This is a genomic window from Pseudomonas sp. E141 (assembly GCF_052659885.1).
The window spans coordinates 2,714,997-2,739,614 of the sequence record NZ_CP084024.1 but is presented as its reverse complement, the minus strand read 5'-3'; the positions used below and the strand labels follow the sequence as shown (position 1 = coordinate 2,739,614).

22 protein-coding genes are annotated in these 24,618 nt (G+C 62.5%); 16 read left to right on the top strand and 6 right to left on the bottom strand.

What is annotated here, in order from left to right; translation table 11 throughout:
* Nucleotides 1-3 precede the first annotated feature (3 nt).
* Nucleotides 4-204: a hypothetical protein gene (locus GKKCFE_RS12255; protein ID WP_047225840.1), complete on the bottom strand. Its 201-nt coding sequence runs from the start codon at nt 202-204 to the stop codon at nt 4-6.
* Nucleotides 201-884 (bottom strand): Crp/Fnr family transcriptional regulator, encoded by a 684-nt coding sequence (locus GKKCFE_RS12250; protein ID WP_047225841.1) that lies wholly within the window; start codon nt 882-884, stop codon nt 201-203. Before GKKCFE_RS12250 ends, GKKCFE_RS12255 begins: the two co-directional genes overlap by 4 nt.
* 577 nt (nt 885-1,461) lie before the next feature.
* On the opposite strand from GKKCFE_RS12250, the gene GKKCFE_RS12245 reads away from it, so the two are divergent.
* Both GKKCFE_RS12245 and GKKCFE_RS12240 read left to right on the top strand, forming a co-directional pair.
* On the top strand, nt 1,462-2,652 hold the full coding sequence (locus GKKCFE_RS12245; RefSeq protein ID WP_445577904.1) for an NnrS family protein: 1,191 nt from the start codon (nt 1,462-1,464) through the stop codon (nt 2,650-2,652).
* Nucleotides 2,653-2,665: 13 nt separating this feature from the next.
* Entirely contained in the window at nt 2,666-3,106 is a 441-nt protein-coding gene (locus GKKCFE_RS12240; protein ID WP_139050001.1) for a hypothetical protein, read from the top strand.
* A 139-nt stretch (nt 3,107-3,245) separates the two neighbouring features.
* On the opposite strand, the gene ytfE is transcribed toward GKKCFE_RS12240, so the two are convergent.
* Nucleotides 3,246-3,920 carry an iron-sulfur cluster repair protein YtfE gene (gene ytfE, locus GKKCFE_RS12235; protein WP_047225844.1) on the bottom strand — a complete coding sequence of 225 codons (675 nt, stop codon included), beginning with the start codon at nt 3,918-3,920 and terminating at the stop codon, nt 3,246-3,248.
* A gap of 159 nt (nt 3,921-4,079) precedes the next feature.
* Here ytfE and norR point away from each other — a divergent pair, with 159 nt between their 5' ends.
* The 8 genes from norR (at nt 4,080) to GKKCFE_RS12195 (ending at nt 11,159) form a co-directional block, all read left to right on the top strand.
* Nucleotides 4,080-5,612 (top strand): nitric oxide reductase transcriptional regulator NorR, encoded by a 1,533-nt coding sequence (gene norR, locus GKKCFE_RS12230; RefSeq protein WP_047225845.1) that lies wholly within the window; start codon nt 4,080-4,082, stop codon nt 5,610-5,612.
* A 205-nt stretch (nt 5,613-5,817) separates the two neighbouring features.
* Complete coding sequence (gene pdxH / locus GKKCFE_RS12225) at nt 5,818-6,465, top strand: pyridoxamine 5'-phosphate oxidase (protein WP_445577903.1); 648 nt, start codon at nt 5,818-5,820, stop codon at nt 6,463-6,465.
* A gap of 88 nt (nt 6,466-6,553) precedes the next feature.
* Nucleotides 6,554-7,108 carry a molybdenum cofactor biosynthesis protein B gene (moaB, locus tag GKKCFE_RS12220; RefSeq protein WP_047225846.1) on the top strand — a complete coding sequence of 185 codons (555 nt, stop codon included), beginning with the start codon at nt 6,554-6,556 and terminating at the stop codon, nt 7,106-7,108.
* Complete coding sequence (locus GKKCFE_RS12215) at nt 7,105-8,352, top strand: molybdopterin molybdotransferase MoeA (RefSeq protein WP_445577902.1); 1,248 nt, start codon at nt 7,105-7,107, stop codon at nt 8,350-8,352. The genes moaB and GKKCFE_RS12215 overlap by 4 nt, the downstream gene beginning before the upstream one ends.
* Before the next feature lie 81 nt (nt 8,353-8,433).
* A complete protein-coding gene (ubiU, locus tag GKKCFE_RS12210; RefSeq protein WP_445577901.1) occupies nt 8,434-9,429 on the top strand; it encodes a ubiquinone anaerobic biosynthesis protein UbiU in 996 nt (331 codons plus the stop codon).
* A 10-nt stretch (nt 9,430-9,439) separates the two neighbouring features.
* Complete coding sequence (locus GKKCFE_RS12205) at nt 9,440-10,330, top strand: U32 family peptidase (RefSeq protein ID WP_305465895.1); 891 nt, start codon at nt 9,440-9,442, stop codon at nt 10,328-10,330.
* Nucleotides 10,324-10,794, top strand: a complete 471-nt coding sequence (ubiT, locus tag GKKCFE_RS12200; protein ID WP_047225850.1) for a ubiquinone anaerobic biosynthesis accessory factor UbiT — start codon at nt 10,324-10,326, stop codon at nt 10,792-10,794. Before GKKCFE_RS12205 ends, ubiT begins: the two co-directional genes overlap by 7 nt.
* Nucleotides 10,794-11,159, top strand: coding sequence for a putative zinc-binding protein (locus GKKCFE_RS12195; RefSeq protein ID WP_445577900.1), 366 nt, complete (start codon nt 10,794-10,796; stop codon nt 11,157-11,159). Before ubiT ends, GKKCFE_RS12195 begins: the two co-directional genes overlap by 1 nt.
* Nucleotides 11,160-11,339: 180 nt before the next feature.
* On the opposite strand, the gene GKKCFE_RS12190 is transcribed toward GKKCFE_RS12195, so the two are convergent.
* The 3 genes from GKKCFE_RS12190 to GKKCFE_RS12180 form a co-directional block, all read right to left on the bottom strand.
* Complete coding sequence (locus tag GKKCFE_RS12190; protein WP_047225852.1) at nt 11,340-12,017, bottom strand: Crp/Fnr family transcriptional regulator; 678 nt, start codon at nt 12,015-12,017, stop codon at nt 11,340-11,342.
* A 352-nt stretch (nt 12,018-12,369) separates the two neighbouring features.
* Entirely contained in the window at nt 12,370-13,017 is a 648-nt protein-coding gene (gene narL / locus GKKCFE_RS12185) for a two-component system response regulator NarL (RefSeq protein ID WP_047229176.1), read from the bottom strand.
* Nucleotides 13,014-14,813 (bottom strand): HAMP domain-containing protein, encoded by a 1,800-nt coding sequence (locus GKKCFE_RS12180; RefSeq protein ID WP_445577899.1) that lies wholly within the window; start codon nt 14,811-14,813, stop codon nt 13,014-13,016. Before GKKCFE_RS12180 ends, narL begins: the two co-directional genes overlap by 4 nt.
* Nucleotides 14,814-15,124: 311 nt before the next feature.
* Here GKKCFE_RS12180 and GKKCFE_RS12175 point away from each other — a divergent pair, with 311 nt between their 5' ends.
* The 6 genes from GKKCFE_RS12175 to narI all read left to right on the top strand — a co-directional run bounded on the left by GKKCFE_RS12175 (nt 15,125) and on the right by narI (nt 24,610).
* Nucleotides 15,125-16,426: an MFS transporter gene (locus tag GKKCFE_RS12175; protein ID WP_047229174.1), complete on the top strand. Its 1,302-nt coding sequence runs from the start codon at nt 15,125-15,127 to the stop codon at nt 16,424-16,426.
* The gene (locus GKKCFE_RS12170; protein ID WP_047229173.1) at nt 16,404-17,801 is read left to right on the top strand and encodes a NarK family nitrate/nitrite MFS transporter; all 1,398 of its coding nucleotides are present in this window, start codon (nt 16,404-16,406) and stop codon (nt 17,799-17,801) included. The genes GKKCFE_RS12175 and GKKCFE_RS12170 overlap by 23 nt, the downstream gene beginning before the upstream one ends.
* Nucleotides 17,802-17,865: 64 nt before the next feature.
* Nucleotides 17,866-21,639, top strand: coding sequence for a nitrate reductase subunit alpha (locus GKKCFE_RS12165; RefSeq protein WP_445577898.1), 3,774 nt, complete (start codon nt 17,866-17,868; stop codon nt 21,637-21,639).
* A 1-nt stretch (nt 21,640) separates the two neighbouring features.
* Nucleotides 21,641-23,179 (top strand): nitrate reductase subunit beta, encoded by a 1,539-nt coding sequence (gene narH, locus GKKCFE_RS12160; RefSeq protein ID WP_076384515.1) that lies wholly within the window; start codon nt 21,641-21,643, stop codon nt 23,177-23,179.
* A gap of 2 nt (nt 23,180-23,181) precedes the next feature.
* Complete coding sequence (gene narJ / locus GKKCFE_RS12155) at nt 23,182-23,937, top strand: nitrate reductase molybdenum cofactor assembly chaperone (RefSeq protein ID WP_047229170.1); 756 nt, start codon at nt 23,182-23,184, stop codon at nt 23,935-23,937.
* The gene (gene narI, locus GKKCFE_RS12150) at nt 23,930-24,610 is read left to right on the top strand and encodes a respiratory nitrate reductase subunit gamma (protein WP_047229169.1); all 681 of its coding nucleotides are present in this window, start codon (nt 23,930-23,932) and stop codon (nt 24,608-24,610) included. Before narJ ends, narI begins: the two co-directional genes overlap by 8 nt.
* Nucleotides 24,611-24,618: the final 8 nt, after the last annotated feature.

Genomic DNA, 24,618 nt, shown 5'->3' with positions numbered 1-24,618 from the left:
GGTTCAGGCGATGTCGCGGGGTAACCAGAAAAACATGACGACGCAGAATATCGTCAGACCGATACAGAACCAGGTGAAGCGTCGCAGGCGACGCTCGCCAGCCAGCGCCGCCTCGGCCGGCAGCGGCATGCCGCACTGGCGACATTCGCTTTGATTGGCGGGGTTGGTGTGTTGGCAATACAGGCAGGTGGGTTGTGCGCTCATTCGAAATGTTCCAGGCGCAGGCGATCGAGAATGGCGATCTGGCGACCGTCCTGGGTGATGATTTTTTCATCGATCAGCCGGCGGATGATCCGCGAGAAGGTTTCTGGCTGGATCGACAGGTGCCCGGCGATCAGTTGCTTGGCCATGGGCAGCTCGAACTGGCTGTCCACGGTTTGCAAGCGCACCAGTTGTGTCAGCAGGTAGCGCACCACGCGGTGGGTGGCGTTTTTCAGCGACAGGGTTTCAATCTCGTTGACCCGTTGGTGCAGGCGCACACAGAGCTTGCCGAGCAGGGCGAAGGTCAACCGGCTGTTACTTTGCAAAAGACGCATGTACGTGGCATTGGACAGGCGATACAGCTGGGTTGGCCCAACGGCCTCTGCGCAAGCGACGTAGTTCGGCGTGTCCATCAGCATCATGGCTTCAGCGAAGGTCTGGCGCTCGCCGATCACCTCGAAGACTTTTTCCTGACCGTCCGGCGTCAGTCGGTAGATTTTCACCGCGCCGGAGATCACGAAGTAAAACGCCTGCGCCGGCTCGCCTTGGCGGAACAGCGGTTCGCCCCTGTCGACATTCAGCAATTGGCTGGTACTCATCAGTTCGTCGAGCTGTTCTTCGTTCAACGGTTCGAACAGGTGATGACTGCGCAGAATCTGGTGATGAACACGGTGAAGCACCATGGCATGAGTCCTTGTATGGCAGGGAAATGAATCGGATTCAGACGAGGCTCAGGGACAGGCCGCTGGCCAGACCCACGACGCAAGAGAGCAGGACGAACCAGGCGAGCGGCAGCGCGACGTATTTCATGGATAACCCCGGCAAAAAAAGTCTGTGCCCTGCCAGAGCAAGAGACGGGCCATGCCCGCAACCGTTGATTTGCGGGGCCGTACGGTGGGACGGGTATAAATGACCCTGTACTGTTAGGGTGATAATCACCATGACAGGGTTATATTTACCCGGTTGATGGCCATTTGTGGGAGCGAGCCTGCTCACGATGGCGGCTTGACAGTCAGCGGAGATATCGAGCTGACCGGCCTCATCGCCAGCAGGCTCGCCCCTTCAGGGGATAAACAGACGGTTTATTGAGTGGGGCGGTGCACCCTCGAACAGTTTCGGCAAGCCCCTTGCAAGTACCTGGGTGAGGCAGGCTGGCTTGATCTGAGACAAGGCCCGCCGGTGCCGATAGCTGATCATTCGAACCCTGATTGTTGACCCCTCACCGCTGGCCCGTCCCGCGCTGAGGTAAAGGAGTGGTGTATGCAAGTGCTTGACCGTCGCAAGGCCATGGCCATCCTGCCGTTGTGGCGGCTGGCGTTTCGGCCGTTTTTCCTGGCCGGGTGTGTGCTTGCATTGTTGGCCATACCGTTGTGGCTGGCGGCGTTTACTGGAAGGCTGTCGGCCTGGCAACCGGCCGGCGGCTGGTTGGCCTGGCACCGTCATGAACTGCTGTTCGGCTTCGGCCTGGCAATCATCGCCGGGTTCTTGTTGACGGCCGTGCAGACCTGGACAGGTACTCCGGGGCTTAGTGGCAAACGTCTGGCGGCGCTGGCGCTGTTATGGCTGGGCGCGCGACTGGCCTGGCTGGCAGATGCGCCCTGGCCATTGCTGACGGTGCTGGAGCTGGGTTTCGCCCTGGCGGTTGCGGCGTTGATGGGCATTACGTTGTGGCGCGTACGGCAGAAGCGCAATTACCCGATTGTGTTGGTCTTGCTGCTGTTGGCCGCCGCTGATGGGTTGTCCGTGTACGGTCTGGTGCAACATGACGAAGGTTTGCAGCGCCAAAGTGTGCTCACGGGCCTGTGGCTGGTGGCGGCGATGATGGGGCTGATCGGCGGGCGGGTGATTCCTTTCTTCACCCAGCGCGGTCTGGGCCGGGTAGAAGGCGTTGCCCCCTGGCCGTGGCTCGATCGTCTGTTACTGGCGGGGTCGGCACTGGTGGCGCTGCTGTATGCCTTCGGCCCGGCGCTGTCGACCAGCCTCTGGGTCGGCCTGTTGTTCGCCGCGCTGGCGGTGGGGCACGGGGTGCGGCTGGTGCGTTGGCATGATCTGGATTTGTGGCGGGTGCCGCTGCTGTGGTCGCTGCACCTGGCCTACGCCTGGCTGGCGCTGGCTTGCCTGGGCATGGCCCTGTGGCATTTCGGCGTCGCGCTGAACCCGAGCCTGGCGGTGCACAGCTTGTCCATCGGCGCCATGGCCGGGTTGATCCTGGCGATGATCGCCCGCGTCAGCCTGGGCCATACCGGGCGAGCCCTGGAACCGCCGGCCGGCATGACCCTGGCGTTCGTCCTGCTGAACCTGGCATGCCTGAGCCGAGTGCTGCTGGTGCTGCTGTTCCCGTTGGCCGCGCTGTGGCTGGCGGGGCTGTGGTGGACCCTGGCATTCGGACTCTACGCCTGGCGTTATGGGCCGATGCTGTTGCAGGCCCGCGTGGATGGGCATCCAGGATGAGCCGAGGGGATCGATGATGTATGGGGTTTTGCTGGTCACTCATCTATTGGCGGCTATCGCTTTTATCGGCACGTTGTTTTTCGAGGTTTTTATCTGGCATGCCGCCCGCCGGCCTTTGGCCCAAGGCGTCAGGGACGCCGCCGACCCTGCGATCGCCAAGCGTTCGCGGCAGGTGTTGCACGGGGTGGTGCTGGTGCTTTACAGCGCCGGCATCGCGCTGGCCTGGCAGCATCGCGGTGCATTGAGCCAACCGTTGAGCAACAGCTTCGGCCTGTTGCTGAGCCTGAAGATCCTCCTGGCCTTGAGCATCATCGGCCATTATTTGTGGCTGGCGTACTGGCTCAAGAGCGGGCGGCTGACCCCGGACCGCGCCTGCTGGCTGCGTCGCAGTATCCTGGGACACATGGTGCTGATTGTGGTGTTGGCCAAGGCGATGTTCTATTGGCAGTTTTGAGCAGGAATGAGAGCCACAAACGGCTGTGGGAGCAAAGCTTGCTCGCGATGGCGCAATGTCAGTCGGTATCAATGTTGACTGATCCAGCGCTATCGCGAGCAAGCTTTGCTCCCACAGGGGTAAGGGCAATGTTTGAGAGTCAGCGAACGGGTTTCATCGCATTGACGAACAACACATTGTTTTCCAGATGGATGTGCTGCATCAGGTCATCACGAAACTCCACCAGCCCGCGATACAGGGCGCGCCAGGTGTTGCAGGCATCAGAGGGCGGGGTGATCTGGTCGGTCAGGGCAAGCATGGTTTCCAGCGCTTCACCGTGCTGGTCGTGTTCGTAGCGCAGTACCTGGATGGGGGCCGAGGCCCGATCACCCAGGCCCTGTTGCAGCATTGGGAACAGCACCTGCTCCTCCTTGAGCATGTGGCCTTCGAGTTCCTGATACATGTCCTGCAAGTGATCGGCCAGGCCGACAGGGCAACTGGCCCGGGCGCCATGGACCATCTCGACGCGGCGAGCCAGACGGATCAATTCCGGCAGCTGTTCGCGGTGACGGGCGTGGTAGCGTTCCAGGATGTGGGCGATCAACAGCGCCTGGGGTTCGTCGCGCCAGTCATGGCCCAGTTCCCCAGCGGCCTGCAGGGTGCGCAGGGCATCGGCGATCAGCAGTGGGTTCAGGCCCTTGCCCAGCGCTGCTTCGCGCAAGGATTTTTGCCCGCCACAACAGAAGTCGAGGTTGTAGTGATGAAAGGTACGGGTGGCACCGGGAATGTCGCAGGCCAATTGGCCGAGGCTTTGTTCCAGCAGATCGAGGCTCATCATGTTTCCTTGGGTTGAATCCCGGGAGGGACAGATGAGCGAACTTTGCAGCCGACGTGCCAGAATTAACTGTCTGAAAATTAACGGATAAATATTTACCAGGGTGATTCTCACCCTGGCTGCAAGGGGTCAAACGAACCCTGGAGGGTAATCACTACCATGCTGCGTGAAAGCCTGGCCGCCGACCTGATCGTCGAGTTGCCCAATGCCGTTCGATTGCAACGCCTGGTACAGACCCTGCGCGAATACTTCAACAGTGGCGCCGTAGGCTTGTTGCGCCTGGACGATGACAGCCTCAGGCCTGTCGCCACCGTAGGCCTGGTGCATGAGGCGCTCGGCCGTCGGTTCGTGATCGCCCAGCATCCGCGCCTGGCGGCGATCATGGCGTCGCGCGAACCCACCTGGTTCGAGCCCGACAGCCGCTTGCCCGACCCTTATGACGGCTTGCTCGATAACCACGTCGGCGAACCGCTGCCGGTGCACGACTGCATGGGCGTGAGCCTGTACGTGGAAGGGCGGCTCTGGGGCGCGATCACCCTGGATGCGCTGCATGCTGGCACCTTCGACAGCCGCGCAAGGGAAGAACTCAAACGGTGCACCTTGCAGATCGAAGCGGCGGTGCGGGTGACCCGGCTCGAGCAGGAAAACCGCAGCCTGCGCGCCTCGCGCAGTGATCTGCCGGATGTCCGTCGGCCGGCCGAGGAGGGCGAGATCCTTGGGCGCAGCGAGGTGCTGGATCAACTGCTCAACGAGCTGGACGTATTGGCCGACTCCGAACTGCCGGTGCTGTTGCTGGGAGAAACCGGTGTCGGCAAGGAGTTGTTTGCGCGTCGTTTGCATCGCTTGTCCCGGCGCAGTCACAAGCCGCTGGTGCAGGTCAATTGCGCAGCCTTGCCCGAGTCCCTGGCCGAAAGCGAACTGTTCGGCCACGTCAAAGGGGCATTCTCCGGCGCTACGACCGACCGCGCCGGGCGTTTCGACGCGGCCAATGGCGGCACGCTGTTTCTCGACGAGGTGGGTGAATTGCCGTTGAGTGTGCAGGCCAAGTTGCTGCGCACCCTGCAAAACGGCGAGATCCAGCGCCTGGGTGCTGACAAGCCGCTGCACGTCGATGTGCGGATCATCGCCGCCACCAACCGCCACCTGCCGGACAGCATTCGCGATGGGCTATTTCGCGCCGACCTGTATCACCGGCTCTCAGTCTACCCGGTGCCGATCCCGCCGTTGCGCGAACGCGGTAGCGATGTGCTGATGCTCGCCGGGCATTTCCTCGAGTTGAACCGCACGCGCCTGGGCTTGCGCGGCTTGCGCCTGTCACCGGCCGCTGAACAGGCGCTGCTGGCGTACTCCTGGCCGGGCAATGTGCGGGAGCTGGAGCACGTGATCAGTCGCGCGGCGTTGAAGCAACTCAGCCGCGGGGCCAGTCGCAGCCTGATCATGACCCTGGAGCCGCAGGTGCTGGACCTGGACGTCAGTGCCAGCGGATCCACGACCCACGCGACACTTGAACAGTCTCCAGAGGTCGCCGATGTACCATTCCAGCCGCTGAATGAAGCTGTCGACACTTGCCAGCGCCAGGCGATCCTCAAGGCCCTGGAGCATTGCGGGCAGAACTGGGCCGGTGCGGCGCGGCTGCTGGAGGTCGACCCGAGCAACCTGCATAAACTGGCGCGGCGGTTGGGGCTCAAGTAGCGGTCTGTCTGTCACGACCGAGCCGCCTTCATCGCGAGCAAGCTCGCTCCCACATTCGTCCTGTGGCGTTCACAAAACCCTGTGGGAGCGAGCTTGCTCGCGATGAAGGCGGTAAATTCAACACAGGAATCAGCATTGACAACGATCAAGGTCGGCTCAGGCGGCCAGGCGCAGACTGGGCCAAACCTATCGGGAGATCACCGCCATGCCCCTTTCCCTGGCCAAAATGCGCCGCCAGTACACCCTCGATGGCCTGGATGAAACCCATGTCCCGGACGATCCGATGGTTCTGTTCGGGTTATGGATGCAACAAGCCCGCGACACCGAAAGCCCGCCGGTGGAAGCCAACAGCATGACCCTGGCGACCGTGGACGAGCAGGGCCGGCCGCACTGTCGGGTGCTGCTGCTCAAGGGGTTCAGCGATGAAGGTTTCACATTTTTCGGCAATTACGACAGTGGCAAGGGGCGGGACCTAACGATCAATCCGTGGGCGGCCATGACCTTTTTCTGGCCGGGACTGGAGCGGCAAGTGCGGGTTGAAGGGCAGGTTCACAAGCTCGATTCCGGGCTATCGGATGCCTATTTCATTTCCCGCCCCCTGGCCAGTCGTCTTGGTGCCTGGGCCTCGCCGCAAAGCCGTGAGCTGGAGGATCGGGCCGCCCTTGAGGCGTTGCTGACGCAGACCGAACGACGGTTTATCAATCAGCCAGTGCCGCGTCCCGAACACTGGGGCGGCTACTGCCTGAGGCCTGAACGGCTGGAGTTCTGGCAAGGCCGCGCCGACCGTCTGCACGATCGCCTCGACTACCGCCTGCAAGAAGGCGTCTGGCAGCGTAGCCGCCTGGCACCGTAAACGCCGAGGGAGGTACCTCTATCGGGGAATAGGCCCGGCCCCGATTGCGGTTCAGGCTGGGCCATCTTTTTTTAAAGGACGGCTGACCATGGCCCATCTGACGCAACGCCACTTTCAACCGCTGAATATTGCGGTGCTGACCATCAGCGATACCCGTAGCTTCGAAACCGATACCTCCGGGCAGACCCTCGCCGATCTGCTGCAAACCGCCGGGCATGTGCTGATCGACCGTGGGCTGGTGAAGGACGATATCTACCAGATCCGCGCCCAGGTCTCGCAGTGGATCGCCGCCCCTGAAGTGCAAGTGGTGCTGATGACCGGCGGCACCGGTTTTACCCCCCGCGATAACACCCCCCAGGCGGTGCTGCCGCTGCTGGACAAGCAGGTGGACGGGTTCGGCGAACTGTTCCGGCAGGTGTCACTGGCAGAGATCGGCATGTCCAGCCTGCAATCACGGGCATTGGCGGGTATGAGCAACGGCGTATTGGTGTGCTGCCTGCCGGGTTCGCCGGGCGCGTGTCGCACCGGTTGGGAACAGATCCTGGTCGGTCAACTGGACAGCCGCACCGGCCCGTGCAACTTCACTCCCCACCTCAAGCCGCAGCCCGGCGTTGTCGTTGAGCCTTGCGGGACGCGCTCATGAGCAGCGGCGCGTGTGGCAGCGTCTGTGAGAGCGGCGCGCTGATGCCGGTGGATGAAGCCATCCGCTACCTGCTGGATCAGGCACCGCTGCCGCCTCCGGTGCAACGGGTGGCGCTGGACCAGGCCTTGGGCCGGGTGCTGGCGACAGACATCCGCAGCCCCATGAACTTGCCTGCGTGGGACAACAGCGCCATGGACGGTTATGCCCTGCGGGCCGCTGACCTGCCAGCCGCCGGAGGTTATCTGACCCTGGCCGGACGCATTGCCGCCGGACAGGCATCCAATAATCCGCTGCAGCCCGGGCAGGCGGTACGGATTTTCACGGGCGCGCCGCTGCCGCCGGGGGCAGACACCGTGGTGCCCCAGGAAAGCTGTCGGGTAGCAGGTGAGCGGGTCTGGTTGCCACCGGTCAATGACGGCGACCATGTGCGCAAGGAAGGCGAGGAAGTGCGCCGAGGAGACCTGTTGCTTCGTGCCGGCAAGCGCTTGCGGGCCCAGGAGCTGGGGTTGCTGGCCGGTGCCGGGATTGCGCGAATGGAGGTCTATCGGCCGTTGCAGGTCGGTCTGCTCAGCAGCGGCGATGAACTGCGCGAACCGGGCGAAGCGTTGGCGCCGGGGCAGATCTACAACAGCAATCGCCATAGCCTCGCGGCACTGCTGCGCGGCTGGGGCATGGAGGTGCATGACTACGGCGCCATGCCCGACAAGCTGCTCGCCAGTCGCCAGGCCTTGAGCCTGGCGGCGGCCGAGTGTGACGTGCTGCTGACCTCCGGCGGCGTTTCGGTGGGCGAGGAGGATCACCTCAAACAAGCCATCGAAGCGCTGGGCAGCGTCGACCTGTGGCGCCTGGCAATCCAGCCGGGCAAACCGCTGGCCTTTGGCGAAGTCGCCGGCAAACCCTGGATCGGTTTGCCAGGTAACCCATCGGCGGCGCTGATTACCGCATTGATTGTCGTGCGCCCGTTCCTGTTCCGAGCCCAAGGCATGGACGAAGTATTGCCGGTCCCGTTGCAGTTGCCCGCCGGCTTTGACTGGCCCAAGCCCAACCGGCGGCGGCAGTACCTGCGGGCGAAACTGGTCCCCGGTGCCGATGGTTCGCTGTGTGTCGAGCTGCATCCCCAGCAAAGTTCGGCCATGTTGGCTGCCGCATGCTGGGCCGACGGTCTGGCCGTGGTCGAGTGCCAGGCGCACGTGCGCATGCACGACAAGGTGATGTACTTGCCGTTCGCGAGCCTGATGCATTAACGGCAATTGATTGTCGTCAAGGTCGCCGCCGATGAGCTGACTAGACTGGCGGCGCTCCGAGTTTTCTCATGAGGATGCCCCATGCAACTGGTTTGCCCGGCAGGGAATCTGCCTGCCCTCAAAGCGGCGGTGCGCCAAGGCGCCGATGCCGTCTATGTCGGCTTTCGCGATGACACCAACGCCCGGCATTTCGCCGGGCTGAACATGGACGACAAACAGTTCGACGCGGCGGTCGCGCACATCCGCCAGCACCAACGCAAACTCTATGTGGCGGTCAACACCTACCCACAACCCAAGGGCTGGGAGCGTTGGCAGCGCGCGGTGGATCGCGCCGCCGATCTGGGCGTCGACGCCCTGATCGCCGCCGACCCCGGGGTGCTCGGCTACGCCAGCCAGCGCCACCCACAACTGGCCCTGCATCTTTCGGTACAAGGTTCGGCGACCCATGCCGCGGCGCTGGCTTTTTACGCCGAGCGCTACGGCATTCGGCGTGCGGTGCTGCCACGGGTGCTGTCCCTGGCCCAGGTGCGGCAGGTAGTAGCAGCGAGCCCAGTGCCGATCGAAGTCTTCGGTTTCGGCAGCCTGTGCATCATGGCCGAGGGCCGTTGTCACTTGTCCTCTTACATCACCGGTGAGTCGCCGAACCTGTGCGGCGTGTGCTCACCGGCCAAGGCAGTGCGCTGGAGCGAAGACGCCGACGGCCTGAGCGCACGCTTGAGCGAGGTGCTGATCGATCGCTACACCCCTGACGAGCCGGCCGGTTACCCGACCCTGTGCAAGGGCCGCTTCCTGGTCGGCGGCAAGCGCTTCCATGCCCTGGAAGAACCCACCAGCCTCGACACCCTGGACCTGCTGCCGGAGCTGGCGGCCATCGGCGTCGAGGCAGTGAAGATTGAGGGCCGCCAGCGCAGCCCGGCCTACGTTGAACAAGTGACCCGGGTCTGGCGCGCCGCACTGGATGCCCACCGGGCTGCGCCGCAACGATTCCGGGTGCGGGAAGAATGGCGCCAGGTGTTGGCCGGTTTGTCGGAAGGCAGCCAGACCACCCTGGGCGCTTACCATCGATCATGGCAATGAGGGAGGCCAGATGAAACTCAGCCTGGGACCGGTCCTGTTTTACTGGGACAAAGCGCAACTGGGGAATTTCTACGCCGAGATGTCGGCCTTGCCGCTGGATGTGATTTACCTGGGGGAAACCGTGTGCTCAAAGCGCCGGGCATTCTCCCTGGATCAATGGCTGGGCCTGGGGCGCGAACTGCAAGCGTGCAGCCAGGCACAGATTGTGTTGTCGAGCCTGACGCTGATCGAAGCGGCCTCGGAGCTGTCATCCTTGCGTCGGCTGTGTGACAACGGCCAATTGTTGGTGGAAGCCAATGACATGGGCGCGGTGCAGTTTCTCGCTGAACGCAAGTTGCCTTTCGTGGGCGGCCCGGCGTTGAACCTGTACAACGGCCATGCGCTGGGGCAATTGCTCGACAGCGGCATGATTCGCTGGGTGCCACCTGTGGAATGCTCGGCGGCGCTGATCGGCGATGTGCTGGAGCAGGTGCGGGAAATGGAACGCGAGGTCCCCGAGGTGGAGATTTTTGCCTACGGCCACTTGCCCCTGGCTTATTCGGCACGCTGCTTCACCGCCCGGGCCGAAAACCGGCCCAAGGACGACTGTCAGTTCTGTTGCATCAACTATCCCGACGGCCTGGCGTTGAGCAGTCAGGAGGGCCAGCAACTGTTCACCCTCAATGGCATTCAGACGATGTCCGGTGAGGTGACCAATCTGTTGGCCGATTACCCCGCGCTGATGGCCAGTGGCGCCGACGTGCTGCGTCTGAGCCCGCGCGCCCAGGGCATGGCCGAGGTGGTCAGGGCCTTCGACAACGTTCGCCAGGGCGAGGCACCACCGCTGTTTGTGGCCGGTTGCAACGGCTATTGGCACGGTCATGCCGGTATGTTGAAAGTTGAGGAGGCGGGCCTGTGCTGAGTCGAAAAAAATGGTTGCTCAAAGGCGCTGACCGGGTGCTCCCGCTGGTGGGCAAGGTGCCCTTTGTCGTACAGCGCCTGGCGTTGCAGCAGGCGCTCAACCGTTGCCTGGCCGAGCCGCTGCGCGATGGCGGGTTCGAGGTGTTGCGCGGGCGTTGGCTATGCCTGCGGGTACCGGACCTGAAGTTGTGCTGGTACCTGACGCTGTCGCGGGACGGACTGCGCATTGCCGAACAAGCCGAAGCCCAGGTCAGCATCAGCGGTAACTGGCGTGAATTTCTCTTGCTCGCCAGTCGGCAGGAAGATCCCGACACGTTGTTCTTCCGGCGACGCCTGGTGATTGAGGGCGACACCGAATTGGGGCTGGCGCTGAAGAACCTGATCGACAGCCTCGACCCGGAGGTCTTGCCGCCCTGGTTATGGCGCAATCTGGAACGGGCGGGCAAGGGATTGGCGGCGGCCTGATGAAAGCTCCAGGCTCACTGCCCCTGGTGTACTCCTGTTCCGGTTGTTCCAACGTGGCGCAACTGGCCAACACCGTCGCCCTGCGCCTGGACCGCGCCGGCCTGGCCGAGATGTCCTGCATCGTCGGGGTCGGCGGGCATGTGCCGGCACTGGTCAACAAAGCGCGCTCGGGGCGGCGGATCATCGCGCTGGACGGTTGTCCGTTGCAGTGCGTTCAGGCGTGTTTGCAGCAGCATGATCTGGAAGCGGATGTGCATGTGATTTTGAGCCAGTTGGGCTGGCGCAAGCGTTTCGGCGTCGATTGCACGCAAGAGGAGGGGGACGCGTTGTTTGAGCGGTTGTTACCGATGATGGGTGTCGATTAAAGACGCTGGCGCAAACACCCACCCTGTGGCGAGGGAGCTTGCTCCCGCTGGGGGCGAAGCCCCCCCAAGGATTGTCACTGCGGTGGGTCAGGTTGATTGCATTCGGTTTCTTTGGGGCTGCTGCGCAACCCAGCGGGAGCAAGCTCCCTCGCCACAGGGGCTTGTTAGCACTTCGCTGCATTATTGCTGATAAGCGTCCAGCTCATCTTCGGCCAGGATGCGAATGTTGCGCCGCTCCATGGCAATCAGGCCACCGTCTACCAGGCGATGGAGAATGCGCGAAAAAGTCTCTGGCTGGATTCCCAGCTTGGAGGCCACCAGGCGTTTGGACACCTGTAGCACCACCTGACCGTCGCGCGGGTCGCGTTCCTGAAGCAGAAAATTGATGACCCGCCGGCTGGCGCTGGCCAGGGTCAGGTTGTCGATGTCCTTGAGGCGCTGGTGCAAATGGATACTCATGCTCGCCAGGATCGCCAGGCAGACCTTCGGCTGGTCTTCCAGGGCCTTGCGGTAATGAGTGCCTTCGATACTCACCAGTACGCTGTCCTTGAGCGCCGACGCACTGACCGGGTAGCACCGGGCCTGGCTGAACAGCAGAGCCTCGGCGAAGGTCTGCCCAGGCTGGATGATTTCCACCAGGTTTTCCTGGCCTTCACCGGTGACCCGGAACAGCTTGATCTGACCGCTGACCAGCAGGAAAAACCGCTTGGCCGGGTCGCCCTGGTGCATGAGCGTGCTGTTGCACTCCAGGCGTTTGAGCACGGCCAGGTTGCACACGTCTTCGAAGACCCGCTCCGGTAACTGGCTGAACAGGTGATGACGACGCAACAGTAAAACGATGGAAGGATGAGTCAGCATGGCGTACCTCCGCGTGCCGTCATGGTAGAACCCCACGCGCCCCCGGCCTATGCCTCCGCAGGCCTACCTCGGAAGAGGGAGGTGCGTCCCCGCTCAAACACAAACCCTGTGGGAGCGAGCCTCCTCGCGATAGCGGAGGGTCAGCTTGCAGGGATGTTGAATGTGCCGCCGTCATCGCGAGCAGGCTCGCTCCCACAGTTTTTTCGAGTCGTGCGCAGGCGCTGTATTCGCCTGAAACACCCTGTGGAAGCAAAGCTTGCTCGCGGTAGCGGAGGGTCAGCTTGCAGGGATGTTGAATGTGCCGCCGTCATCGCGAGCAAGCTCGCTCCCACAGGAGGTGTGGTTTGCCGGGCTAGCCCACTCCGCGCAGATGCTCCATGGCCCACACGGCGGCTTCGACCCGTGAGCGCAACCCCAGTTTGTGCAGCAGGTTCTTCACATGGACCTTGACCGTGCCTTCGGTGATGCCCAGCTTGTGGCCGATGACTTTGTTGCTGCAGCCGCCGGCGATGGTCTTGAGCACCTGGCGTTCGCGTTCGGTCAGTTCCACGTCGGCCTGGCGGGGAGGGGAGCGCAAGGCCTGGGCCATGACGCGGGTCAGGCCGGGGCTGATCACCAGCGCGCCGTTGAGGGCATCGCGGATGTACTGCACCAGCAACTCCGGCTCCATGTCCTTGAGCAGGTAACCGTTGGCATCCAGGCGCAGGGCATCGCGAATGTCGTCCTCGGCGTCGGATACGGTGAACAGCAATACCTTGCCGGTGTAATGCATGGCCCGCAGCCGGCGCAGGGTTTCGATGCCGTTCATTTGCGGCATGTTGTTGTCCAGCAGGACCAGGTCAGGTTTGAGCGGTTCGATCAGGGTCAGGGCTTCTTCGCCGTGGCTGGCTTCGCCGACGATGTGCAAGTCGTCTTCGAGTTCGAGCATTTGGCGGATCCCTCGACGCATCATTGGATGGTCGTCGACCAGCAGGAGGGTGTGACGCAGGGGGGCGTTCATGTTGCGAGACCTTCGCTGTGTTGGCCCAGGAATTCCGGTTGGAAGTGCACCTGGATACGGGTGCCCTGGGGCGTTCGGGAGATAATTTGCAGTTGGCCGCGCAAGCTGCGGGCCCGTTCGTTCATGATGTTCAGGCCGTGGTGTTCGCGCTGGTCCACTTCGCCACTGAAGCCCCGGCCATCGTCTTCGACCGACAGTCGCACGGTTTCGCCTTCCTGGCGCAGTTCGAGCCAGGCGTTCTCTGCGTGGGCATGGCGCAGGCAGTTGGAGAGCGCCTCGCGGGTGATCTGCAGGATATGGATCTGCTCACTGGCCGACAGCTCGAAGGCCAGGGTGTCGACGAACAGATGCACCCGGAAATCGCCCCGGCGGGAGAATTCTTCAGCGGTGTCCTTGAGTTCCTGGACCAGCCCGTCGTCGTGGATCTGCAAGCGGAACGTGGTGAGCAGCTCGCGCAACTGCCGGTAGGCATTGTTCAGGCCTTCGCGCAGTTCGGCGGTGACGGTTTCCAGGGTTTGCACCGGTTCGCCGCGACGCATCAGGGTTTGCATGCGGCTGACTTGCAGCTTCATGTACGACAAGGCCTGGGCCAGGGAGTCATGCAGTTCGCGGGCGATGATCGTGCGCTCATCGAGCAACAGCAGGCGATGGTCCTGTTCGCGCTGGCGCTTGAGAGACAGCGAGGTGCCGATCAGGTTTGCCAGGGCCTGGATCAGTGCGGTTTCCCAGGGTTGCGCCGCGTGACCGTCGACAAAATGCGCCTTGAGTTCACCCAGTTCCGCGCCCTGGTTACTGATGCTGAACGTCTGCGGCCGGGCGCTGTGGTGTTTCTGGCAGGTGGCGCAATCGCTGCTGGCGCAGACCTCGCGGCTGTTGGCCCCATGCAGCGACAGCAGTTGCCGGGCGGGCGCCTGCAACTGGCCTTGCAGACACAGCGACAGGCGCAGGCCCGGCAGTCGCTGCTGGAACCGGCTGATCAGTTCATCCAGCCCTTCGGCATTGGCCTGCCGCGTGGCCAGGCTGCGGCTGCTCTGGTACAGCAGCTCCAGGGCGGCATTGGCCTGTTGCAGGTTCAGGGTCTTTTGCTGGACCTGATTCTCCAGGGTGCGATGGGATTGCTCGATGGTCTCGGCCATGGTGTTGAAGCTGGTCGCCAGTTGGCCCAGTTCATCCTCTGACTGATGGTTGACCCGCACCTGGAATTCGCCACGGCGAAAGCGCTGGGTGGCGTCCACCAGTTCCTGCAAGGGCGTGACCACGCCGTACTGCAATTCATACAGACCGATCAGCAGGATGATCATGGTGGTGAACAGCGCCATGCCCTGGATCGTCTGTTGCCAGGCTTGCTTGTGCTCGCTCTGGCGTTGCAACAGGGTGACGAACTGGTCCAGTTGCGCAACGAAGGAAGCGGCACTGGCCTGGAAGAACGCCGAATCGCCGCGTTCGATCGCCGGGCGCAAGGTCTGGTTCCAACGCTGCATGAGGCTCTGATAACTCTGATGCAGGGAGGTCGCCGGTCCGTCTTCCAGCACGGCGCGCAAGGACGGGCTTTCGAGACGTCGTTGCAGGCTGTCGATGATCGCCGGGACATCGTCGCTGGCCCCGGCTGCCAGTTTCCAGCTCAGGTGATAGGTCTCCATACGCACCGAACCGGCGGTGTTGATGGCGGCCGCGTCGCCCTGGCTGAACCAGGCAATCAGACCTGCGCTCAAGGAACTGGCCAGGGCGAGGATGGCGATCAGGATCACCGCCAGCCCGGCGCGAGCGGGCAGGGAACTGCGCAGCCACCGCATCATCGAGACTGGCCCTGGAGGAAATTCTGCAAACCGAACATGGGGACGCCCTGGCGTTGGGGGGGTATAGCAGCCGATCCCGGGCGCACTACCTCTAAAGAGTTGTCGGCCGCTACGTTTCGATAAAAGCCACGGCCGAAATGTTCAAAGCCTTGATAAATAAAGGTTCTTATCAACTTCAGGCTCTACCCCCTAAGAGGTAGACGGGCCCAGCATAGGCCAGTACCGCCGGGACGCACGTTGACCCAGGTCAAGTTTTTACGGGGTACGCATCACTAGGCTGCGCTCATCGAACTGACGGGGAGTGCATCGAGATGCGAGCGCAAGTGCAACAAGGGTTGGTACTGGGGATGAGTACCCTGGCCTTCACCGTGTGCTTCATGGTCTGGATGATGTTTGCCGTGCTCGGTGTTCCGATCAAGGAAATGCTGGCGCTCAACGAAACCCAATTCGGTCTGCTGGCCGCCACGCCGGTGCTGACCGGTTCCCTGGTGCGCTTGCCCCTGGGCCTGCTGACCGACCGCTTCGGCGGGCGCATCGTGTTCTTCCTGCTGATGCTCTCCTGTGTGCTGCCGTTGTACCTGATCACCCTGGCCACGGCTTTCTGGCAGTTCCTGGTGCTGGGCCTGTTTGTCGGGCTGGCCGGTGGATCGTTCTCGGTGGGCATCGCTTATGTGGCCAAGTGGTTCGACAAGCAGAATCAAGGCTTCGCCATGGGTGTGTTCGGCGCGGGCAACGCCGGCGCCGCGCTGACCAAATTCCTCGCTCCGGCCTTGATCGCCTTCGGTTCCTGGCACCTGGTGCCGAAGGTGTTCAGCGCCATTCTGTTCATCACCGCGCTGCTGTTCTGGTTTCTCACAACCGAGAAGAAGGAGCACAGCGGCACCGGCGGCGCCACGTTGCGCGAGCAACTGAAAACCCTGAAAGAACCAGCGGTGTGGCGCTACTGCCAGTACTACTCGATCGTGTTCGGCGGCTATGTAGCCCTGGCCCTGTGGATGACCAAGTACTACGTGCAGGAATACGGCTTCAGCCTGCAAAGCGCGGCGCTGCTGGCGGCCTGCTTCTCCCTGCCCGGTGGCGTATTGCGGGCCGTCGGTGGCTGGATGTCCGACCGCTGGGGCGCCCAGAGCGTGACCTGGTGGGTGTTGTGGGTCAGCTGGATCTGCCTGTTCCTGCTCTCGTACCCACAGACCCAACTGCAAGTGCAGACCGTCAACGGCACCGTGGATTTTCACATCGGCCTCAACGCCACGCTGTTCACCGTGCTGCTGTTCGTGATGGGCATCGCCTTCGCGTTCGGCAAGGCCTCGGTCTTCAAGTACATCGCCAACGACTACCCGAAAAACATGGGCGCGGTGTCCGGCATCGTCGGCCTGGCCGGCGGCCTGGGCGGGTTCGTGTTGCCGATCATGTTCGGCGCCCTGGTGGACCTCACCGGCGTGCGCTCGTCCTGCTTCATGTTGATGTACGGCGTGGTCTGGGTCTCCCTGACCTGGATGTACTTCAGCGAAGTTCGCAAGCGCCCGCTGCTGGGTAAACAGCCGCCGGCCAGCCAATCCCCGTTTTCCAGCATTGCCCAAGGAGAAGAACATGTCCGTTCTGCAAACGCCTGAAAAGGGCCCGGTCATTCATGACTGGCGTCCGGAAGACCCCGCGTTCTGGGGCAAGAGTGGCAAACAGACTGCCCGGCGTAACCTGTGGATTTCCATCCCGGCGCTGCTGTTGGCCTTCGCGGTGTGGATGGTCTGGAGCACGGTGATCGTGCGCCTGAACGCCATCGGTTTCAGTTTCAGCACCGATCAGTTGTTCTGGCTCGCGGCGTTGCCGGGCCTGTCGGGCGCGACCTTGCGCATCTTCTATTCGTTCATGGTGCCGATCTTCGGCGGTCGTCGCTGGACGGCCCTGAGCACTGCGTCGCTGCTGTTGCCGGCGCTGTGGATGGGCTTTGCCGTGCAGGATCCGGCCACGCCTTACAGCGTGTTCGTGCTGATCGCGCTGCTCTGCGGCTTTGGCGGCGGTAACTTCGCCTCGAGCATGTCCAACATCAGCTTCTTTTACCCCAAGTCCCAGCAGGGCACGGCCCTGGGCCTGAACGCCGGGCTGGGCAACCTGGGCGTGTCGGTGATGCAGTTCAGCGTGCCGCTGGTGATTTCCTTCGGCGTGTTCGGCTTCATGGGCGGCCAGCCGCAGGTACTGGCTGACGGCAGCTCGCTGTGGCTGCAAAACGCCGGTTTTATCTGGGTGCCGTTCATCCTCGCCGTGACCGTGATTGCCTGGTTCGGCATGAACGACCTGTCCAGCGCCCGCGCTTCGTTCAGTGAGCAGGCAGTGATTTTCAAGCGCAAGCACAACTGGCTGATGTGCTGGTTGTACCTGGCGACCTTCGGCTCGTTCATCGGCTTCTCCGCCGCGTTTCCGCTGCTGATCAAAACCTCGTTCCCGGAAGTCATCGCCCTGAAATTCGCTTTCCTCGGTCCGCTGGTCGGTGCCCTGGTGCGGCCACTGGGTGGCTGGCTGGCGGACAAGCTCGGCGGCGCGAAGGTTACGTTGTGGAACTTCGTGCTGATGATCGCGATGGTGTTCGGGGTCCTTCATTTCCTGCCCCAAGGCGGCCAGGGCGGCAGCTTCTACGGCTTCCTGGGGATGTTCATGTTGCTGTTCGTCACCACTGGCGTGGGCAACGGTTCGACCTTCCGCATGATCCCGGTGATCTTCCGCACCCTGCATGAAAAAGCCAGCCGCGGCCAAAAGCCCGAGCTACGCGAACAAGCACTCAAGAACGCCGGCAAGGAATCGGCCGCAGTGCTGGGTTTCAGCTCGGCCATGGGCGCCTTCGGCGCGTTCTTCATCCCCAAATCATTCGGCACTTCGATGGCCCTGACCGGCGGCCCGGAGATGGCCTTCTACATGTTCGTCGGCTTTTACCTGAGCTGCATCGTGGTGACCTGGTGGTGGTATGCCCGCAAGGGCGCCGCAACACCGTGCTAAGCCGAACCTAAACCTGCGTGGGCGGGGCGCAGACCCCGCGGAGCAAGCCTGAGAGGAACACACTGTGAGTCATTTACTGGATCAACTGCGGTTTTTCAACCGCAAGCAAGGCGAGTTTTCCGAGGGGCACGGCGAGACCCGCAAGGAGTCCCGCGACTGGGAGAACGTCTACCGCAACCGCTGGCAGTACGACAAGATCGTGCGCTCCACCCATGGGGTGAACTGCACCGGCTCGTGCTCGTGGAAAATCTACGTCAAGAACGGCCTGATCACCTGGGAAACCCAGCAGACCGACTACCCGCGCACCCGTAACGACCTGCCCAACCACGAGCCGCGTGGCTGCCCTCGTGGCGCCAGCTACAGCTGGTACATCTACAGCGCCAACCGGCTCAAGTATCCGAAGATCCGCAAGCCATTGCTCAAGCTGTGGCGCGAAGCCCGGTTGACCCTGCCGCCCGTGGAAGCGTGGGCCAGCATCGTCGAAAACAAGGCCAAGGCCGACTCGTATAAAAGCAAGCGCGGCATGGGCGGTTTCATCCGTTCCAACTGGGAAGAAGTCAACGAGATCATCGCCGCCGCCAACGTCTACACCGTCAAGCAATACGGCCCGGATCGGGTGGTTGGCTTCTCGCCGATCCCGGCGATGTCGATGGTCAGCTACGCCGCGGGTTCGCGTTACCTGTCGCTGATCGGTGGCGTGTGCCTGAGCTTCTACGACTGGTACTGCGACCTGCCGCCAGCCTCACCGATGGTCTGGGGCGAGCAGACCGACGTGCCGGAATCGGCCGACTGGTACAACTCCAACTACATCATTGCCTGGGGCTCCAACGTCCCGCAGACCCGTACCCCCGACGCGCACTTTTTCACCGAGGTGCGTTACAAGGGCACCAAGACCGTGGCGATCACCCCGGACTATTCGGAAGTCGCCAAACTCACCGACCTGTGGCTCAACCCCAAGCAGGGCACCGACGCGGCACTGGCCCAGGCTTTCAACCATGTGATCTTCAAAGAGTTTCACCTGGACAAGCCCAGCGCCTACTTCACCGAGTACGCCAAGCGCTACACCGACCTGCCGGTGCTGGTGATGCTCAAGCCGATGCTCGGCGTGGCGCCGGGCTCCGGCTACCAGCCTGATCGCTTCCTGCGCGCCAGCGACCTGACCAACAACCTCGGCCAGGACAATAACCCAGAGTGGAAAACCATCGCCCTGGATGCCAGCGGTGAACTGGTTTCTCCCCAAGGCTCCATAGGCTATCGCTGGGGCGAAGAGGGCAAATGGAACATCCTGGCCCGTGAAGGCGGCGAGGGCCGTGAGATCGACCTCAAGCTCAGCCTGATTGGCGATGACGTAGCTGAAGTGGCCTTCCCGTATTTTGCCGGTGAAGCCCAGGAGTACTTCCAGCATGTGGCCGGTGACGCGGTGCAGTACCGCCGGGTGCCGGTGCACAACGTGGTGCTGGCCGACGGCAGCGTGGTGAAAGTCGCCACGGTGTTTGACCTGTCGGCGGCCAACCTGGCCATCGACCGTGGCCTGGGCGGCGCCAACGTCGCCAAGGACTACGACGACGCCTCGGTGCCCGGCACCCCGGCCTGGCAGGAGCAGATCACCGGTGTGAGCCGCGAGAAAGCGATCCAGATCGCCCGCGAATTCGCCGACAACGCCGACAAGACCCGTGGCCGTTCGATGATCATCGTCGGCGCGGCGATGAACCACTGGTACCACATGGACATGAACTACCGTGGGCTGATCAACATGCTCATGCTGTGTGGTTGTGTCGGCCAGACCGGCGGCGGTTGGGCCCACTATGTCGGCCAGGAAAAACTCCGTCCGCAATGTGGCTGGCTGCCCCTGGCCTTCGGCCTGGACTGGAACCGTCCGCCACGGCAGATGAACGGCACCAGCTTCTTCTACGGCCACAGCTCGCAATGGCGCCACGAGAAGATGAGCATGCACGACGTGCTGTCGCCTCTGGCGGATAAGTCGCAGTTCCCTGAGCATGCCCTGGACTACAACATCCGCGCCGAACGCGCCGGCTGGTTGCCCAGCGCGCCACAATTGAACACCAACCCGCTGAACATTTGCCGCGATGCTGCCGCCGCCGGCATGGACCCGAAAGACTACGTGGTCAAGTCCTGGCAGGACGGCAGCCTGCGGTTTGCCTGCGAACAACCCGACAGCCCGGAAAACTTCCCGCGCAACATGTTCATCTGGCGCTCCAACCTGCTGGGCTCCTCGGGCAAAGGCCACGAGTACATGCTCAAGTACCTGCTGGGCACCAAGAACGGCGTGATGAACGAAGACATCGGCTTTGGTGGCGAATCCAAGCCGACCGAGGCTGAATGGGTCGACAACGGTGCCATCGGCAAACTGGACCTGGTGACCACCCTGGACTTCCGCATGTCCTCGACCTGCGTGTATTCCGACATCGTCTTGCCGACCGCGACCTGGTACGAAAAAGACGACATGAACACCTCGGACATGCACCCGTTCATTCACCCGCTGTCAGCGGCTATCGACCCGGCCTGGGAATCGCGTTCGGACTGGGAAATCTACAAGGGCATCGCCAAGGCGTTCTCCGTCATGTCGGTCGGGCACCTGGGTGTCGAGAAAGACCTGGTCACCGTGCCGTTGATGCATGACAGCGTCGGTGAACTGGCCCAGCCGTTTGGCGGCACTGACTGGAAAAGCGCCGGCGTGGCGCCGCAACCGGGCAAGAACGCACCGAACCTGCAAGTGGTGGAGCGCGATTACCCCAACATCTACAAGCAGTTCACCTCCCTGGGCCCGATGCTGGAGAAGCTCGGCAATGGCGGCAAGGGCATCAACTGGAACACCGACGATGAAGTGAAATTCCTCGGTGAGCTCAATCACCATGAAGTCGACGCCGGTATCAGCCAGGGTCGGCCGAAGATCGACAGCGCCATTGACGCGGCCGAAGTGATTCTGTCCCTGGCCCCGGAAACCAACGGCCAGGTGGCCGTCAAGGCCTGGGCGGCCCTGTCGAAATTCACCGGCATCGATCACAGCCACCTGGCGCTGTCCAAGGCCCACGAGGCGATTCGCTTCCGCGACATCCAGGCGCAGCCGCGCAAGATCATTTCCAGCCCGACCTGGTCTGGCCTGGAAGACGATCACGTCAGCTACAACGCCGGCTACACCAACGTTCACGAAGCGATTCCATGGCGCACCATCACCGGCCGCCAGCAGTTTTACCAGGATCACCCGTGGATGCAGGCGTTCGGCGAGCAACTGATGAGTTATCGGCCGCCGGTCAACACCCGCACCATCGAAGGCGTGAAGGGCAAGCGCAGCAATGGCGAGACCGAAATCGTCCTGAACTGGATCACCCCGCACCAGAAGTGGGGCATCCACAGCACCTACAGCGACAACTTGCTGATGCTCACCTTGAGCCGCGGCGGGCCGATCGTCTGGCTCTCGGAAATCGACGCCAAGCGCGCCGGTATCGAGGACAACGACTGGATTGAATGCTTCAACGTCAACGGTGCGCTGACCGCCCGTGCGGTGGTCAGCCAGCGGGTCAAGGAAGGCATGGTGATGATGTACCACGCCCAGGAACGGATCGTGAACGTGCCCGGCTCGGAAACCACCAAGACCCGTGGCGGCCACCACAACTCGGTGACCCGCGTGGTGCTCAAGCCCACTCACATGATCGGTGGCTACGCGCAACAGGCCTACGGTTTCAACTATTACGGCACGGTCGGTTGCAACCGCGACGAGTTCGTCGTGGTGCGCAAGATGTCCAAGGTCGATTGGCTCGACGGTTCCAGTGGCGATGATCTGCCGCGTCCACTGCCAACCGATATCGAGGAGAACTGAGATGAAAATTCGCTCACAAATCGGCATGGTCCTGAACCTGGACAAATGCATCGGCTGTCACACCTGCTCGATTACCTGCAAGAACGTCTGGACCAGCCGCGAAGGCATGGAATACGCCTGGTTCAACAACGTCGAATCCAAGCCTGGCATCGGTTACCCCAAAGAGTGGGAAAACCAGGACAAGTGGAAGGGCGGCTGGATCCGTAACGCCGACGGTTCGATCAACCCACGCATCGGCGGCAAGTTCCGCGTGCTGGCGAACATCTTCGCCAACCCGGACTTGCCGAGCCTGGACGATTACTACGAACCGTTCGACTTCGACTACCAGCACCTGCACACCGCGCCTTTGGGCGAGCATCAGCCCACCGCACGGCCGCGCTCTCTGGTGTCCGGCAAGCGCATGGAGAAAATCGAGTGGGGCCCGAACTGGGAGGAGATCCTTGGCACCGAGTTTGCCAAGCGGCGCAAGGACAAGAACTTCGACCAGATCCAGGCGGACATTTACGGCGAGTACGAAAACACCTTCATGATGTACCTGCCGCGCCTGTGCGAGCACTGCCTGAACCCGGCGTGCGCGGCGTCCTGCCCGAGCGGGGCGATCTACAAGCGCGAGGAGGACGGCATCGTCCTGATTGACCAGGAGAAATGCCGCGGCTGGCGCATGTGCATCAGCGGCTGCCCGTACAAGAAAATCTATTTCAACTGGAAGAGCGGCAAATCGGAGAAATGCATTTTCTGCTACCCGCGCATCGAAGCCGGGATGCCGACGGTTTGCGCTGAAACCTGCGTCGGCCGCATCCGCTACCTCGGAGTGTTGCTATATGACGCCGACCGCATCAGCGAAGTGGCGAGCACCGCCAACGAGCACGATCTGTATGAGAAACAACTGGAGATCTTCCTCGACCCGAACGACCCGGCGGTGATTCGCCAGGCCCTGGCCGACGGCGTGCCGCAGTCGGTGATCGACTCGGCGCAACGCTCGCCGGTCTACAAAATGGCCGTGGACTGGAAACTCGCGCTGCCGTTGCACCCGGAATACCGCACCTTGCCAATGGTCTGGTACGTGCCGCCACTGTCGCCGATCCAGAACGCTGCGGCGGCCGGCACCGTGGGCATGAACGGGGTGATCCCGGACGTCGACAGCCTGCGCATTCCGCTGCGCTACCTGGCCAACATGCTCACCGCTGGCGATGAAAAACCGGTCAAGCGCGCCCTCAAGCGCCTGCTGGCGATGCGTGCCTACAAGCGTTCCGAACAGGTGGACGGCGTGCAGGATCTGCAAGTGCTGGCCGATGTCGGCCTGAGCGTGAACCAGGTGGAAGAGATGTACCGCTACCTGGCCATCGCCAACTACGAAGACCGTTTTGTCGTACCAAGCGCCCACCGCGAAGACGCCATGAGCGATGCGTTCGCCGAACGCTCCGGTTGTGGTTTCAGTTTCGGCAGCGGTTGCAGCGGCAGTTCCGACACAAACATGTTCGGCGCCAAGAAGGCCAACCGCCGCGACGTCATCAAAACCGTGCAGTTGTGGGAGGAATGAACATGCGCATTCTCAAGGTGATTTCGTTGCTGCTCGATTATCCGACCGAAACCCTGGTGGCCGGTCGCGACGAGCTGGAGCAAGCGATTGTGCAGGCACGGGAAATCAGCCCGAAGCAGCGCGCTGCGCTGTTCGAGTTGCTGGAACTGATCTGTGGCCAGGACCTGATGGACGGCCAGGAGCACTACGGCGCGCTGTTCGGCCGTGGGCGCTCGTTGTCGCTGCTGCTGTTCGAACACGTCCATGGCGAGTCCCGCGACCGGGGCCAGGCCATGGTGGACATGATGGCCCAGTACGAAGAGGCCGGTTTTGCCATCGGCGTGAAGGAACTGCCCGATTACATCCCGCTGTACCTGGAGTTTCTCTCCACCCGCGAAGACATCGAGGCCCGCGAAGGACTGGCCGATGTGGCGCATCTGCTGGCCTTGCTGGCTGCGCGCCTGGAAGAGCGCGAGAGTGCCTACGCCAGTTGTTTCCGGGCCTTGCTGCAAATCGCCGGGGCCGAGCCCCAGGTGGCGGTGGCCGAGTTGCGTGAGCAGGTCAAGGCCGAGCCACGCGACGACTCCCTCGAAGCCCTGGACAGGATCTGGGAAGAGGAAGCGGTGGATTTCATGAAGGCCGAGCAGCAGGACCGTTGCAGTTCGCTGCCGAGTGCGCCGGGCAAGGCCCGGGACGAAAGCGCGGTGCCGTTGCATTGGGTGGATTTTCAGCATGAAGGACGGGCCGCTGCGCCCGCCGGGGAGGTGGGCAATGTCTAAATGGGATCTGTTGATGTTCGGGGTCTACCCCTATGTCGCCTTGGCGATTTGCCTGATCGGCAGTTGGGCGCGGTTTGACCTGTCCCAGTACACCTGGAAGGCCGGCTCCAGCCAGATGCTGAGCAACCGTGGCATGCGCGTGGCGAGCAACCTGTTCCATGTCGGTGTGTTGTTCGTCCTGGCCGGCCACTTTGTCGGCCTGCTGACGCCGGCGGCGATCTATCACCATGTGTTGAGCACTGAGAACAAACAGTTGCTGGCGATGGTGTCCGGCGGGTTCTTTGGGGTGCTGGGTCTGATCGGTCTGGTGATGCTGCTCAACCGGCGGCTGAGCGACCCGCGAGTGCGCGCCACGTCCAGCACGTCGGACATCCTGGTGTTGGTGGTGCTGCTGGTGCAACTGGTGCTGGGGTTGATGACCATTGTGGCATCCACCGCCCATATGGACGGTTCGGTGATGGTGATGCTGGCCGACTGGGCACAGAACACTGTGCTGTTGCGTCCGGTGGAGGCGGCCGCGGCCATTGCGCCGGTGGGCTTGGTCTACAAGCTTCATGTGGTACTGGGCCTGACCCTGTTCGTGCTGTTCCCGTTCACCCGTCTCGTCCATATCGTCAGTGCGCCGGTCTGGTACCTGGGGCGTCGTTATCAAATCGTGCGGCAGAAGTTCTAAGGAGACGA

Coding starts and splice junctions, on each gene's coding strand:
- GKKCFE_RS12240 (WP_139050001.1), top strand. CDS start 2,666: ATGATGTATGGGGTTTTGCTGGTCACTCATCTATTGGCGGCTATCGCT.
- GKKCFE_RS12205 (WP_305465895.1), top strand. CDS start 9,440: ATGAAACTCAGCCTGGGACCGGTCCTGTTTTACTGGGACAAAGCGCAA.
- pdxH (WP_445577903.1), top strand. CDS start 5,818: ATGCCCCTTTCCCTGGCCAAAATGCGCCGCCAGTACACCCTCGATGGC.
- GKKCFE_RS12180 (WP_445577899.1), bottom strand. CDS start 14,813: ATGATGCGGTGGCTGCGCAGTTCCCTGCCCGCTCGCGCCGGGCTGGCG.
- GKKCFE_RS12190 (WP_047225852.1), bottom strand. CDS start 12,017: ATGCTGACTCATCCTTCCATCGTTTTACTGTTGCGTCGTCATCACCTG.
- narJ (WP_047229170.1), top strand. CDS start 23,182: ATGCGCATTCTCAAGGTGATTTCGTTGCTGCTCGATTATCCGACCGAA.
- GKKCFE_RS12195 (WP_445577900.1), top strand. CDS start 10,794: ATGAAAGCTCCAGGCTCACTGCCCCTGGTGTACTCCTGTTCCGGTTGT.
- GKKCFE_RS12245 (WP_445577904.1), top strand. CDS start 1,462: ATGCAAGTGCTTGACCGTCGCAAGGCCATGGCCATCCTGCCGTTGTGG.
- GKKCFE_RS12250 (WP_047225841.1), bottom strand. CDS start 884: ATGGTGCTTCACCGTGTTCATCACCAGATTCTGCGCAGTCATCACCTG.
- ubiU (WP_445577901.1), top strand. CDS start 8,434: ATGCAACTGGTTTGCCCGGCAGGGAATCTGCCTGCCCTCAAAGCGGCG.
- ytfE (WP_047225844.1), bottom strand. CDS start 3,920: ATGAGCCTCGATCTGCTGGAACAAAGCCTCGGCCAATTGGCCTGCGAC.
- narH (WP_076384515.1), top strand. CDS start 21,641: ATGAAAATTCGCTCACAAATCGGCATGGTCCTGAACCTGGACAAATGC.
- narI (WP_047229169.1), top strand. CDS start 23,930: ATGTCTAAATGGGATCTGTTGATGTTCGGGGTCTACCCCTATGTCGCC.
- narL (WP_047229176.1), bottom strand. CDS start 13,017: ATGAACGCCCCCCTGCGTCACACCCTCCTGCTGGTCGACGACCATCCA.
- GKKCFE_RS12255 (WP_047225840.1), bottom strand. CDS start 204: ATGAGCGCACAACCCACCTGCCTGTATTGCCAACACACCAACCCCGCC.
- moaB (WP_047225846.1), top strand. CDS start 6,554: ATGGCCCATCTGACGCAACGCCACTTTCAACCGCTGAATATTGCGGTG.
- GKKCFE_RS12215 (WP_445577902.1), top strand. CDS start 7,105: ATGAGCAGCGGCGCGTGTGGCAGCGTCTGTGAGAGCGGCGCGCTGATG.
- GKKCFE_RS12175 (WP_047229174.1), top strand. CDS start 15,125: ATGCGAGCGCAAGTGCAACAAGGGTTGGTACTGGGGATGAGTACCCTG.
- norR (WP_047225845.1), top strand. CDS start 4,080: ATGCTGCGTGAAAGCCTGGCCGCCGACCTGATCGTCGAGTTGCCCAAT.
- GKKCFE_RS12170 (WP_047229173.1), top strand. CDS start 16,404: ATGTCCGTTCTGCAAACGCCTGAAAAGGGCCCGGTCATTCATGACTGG.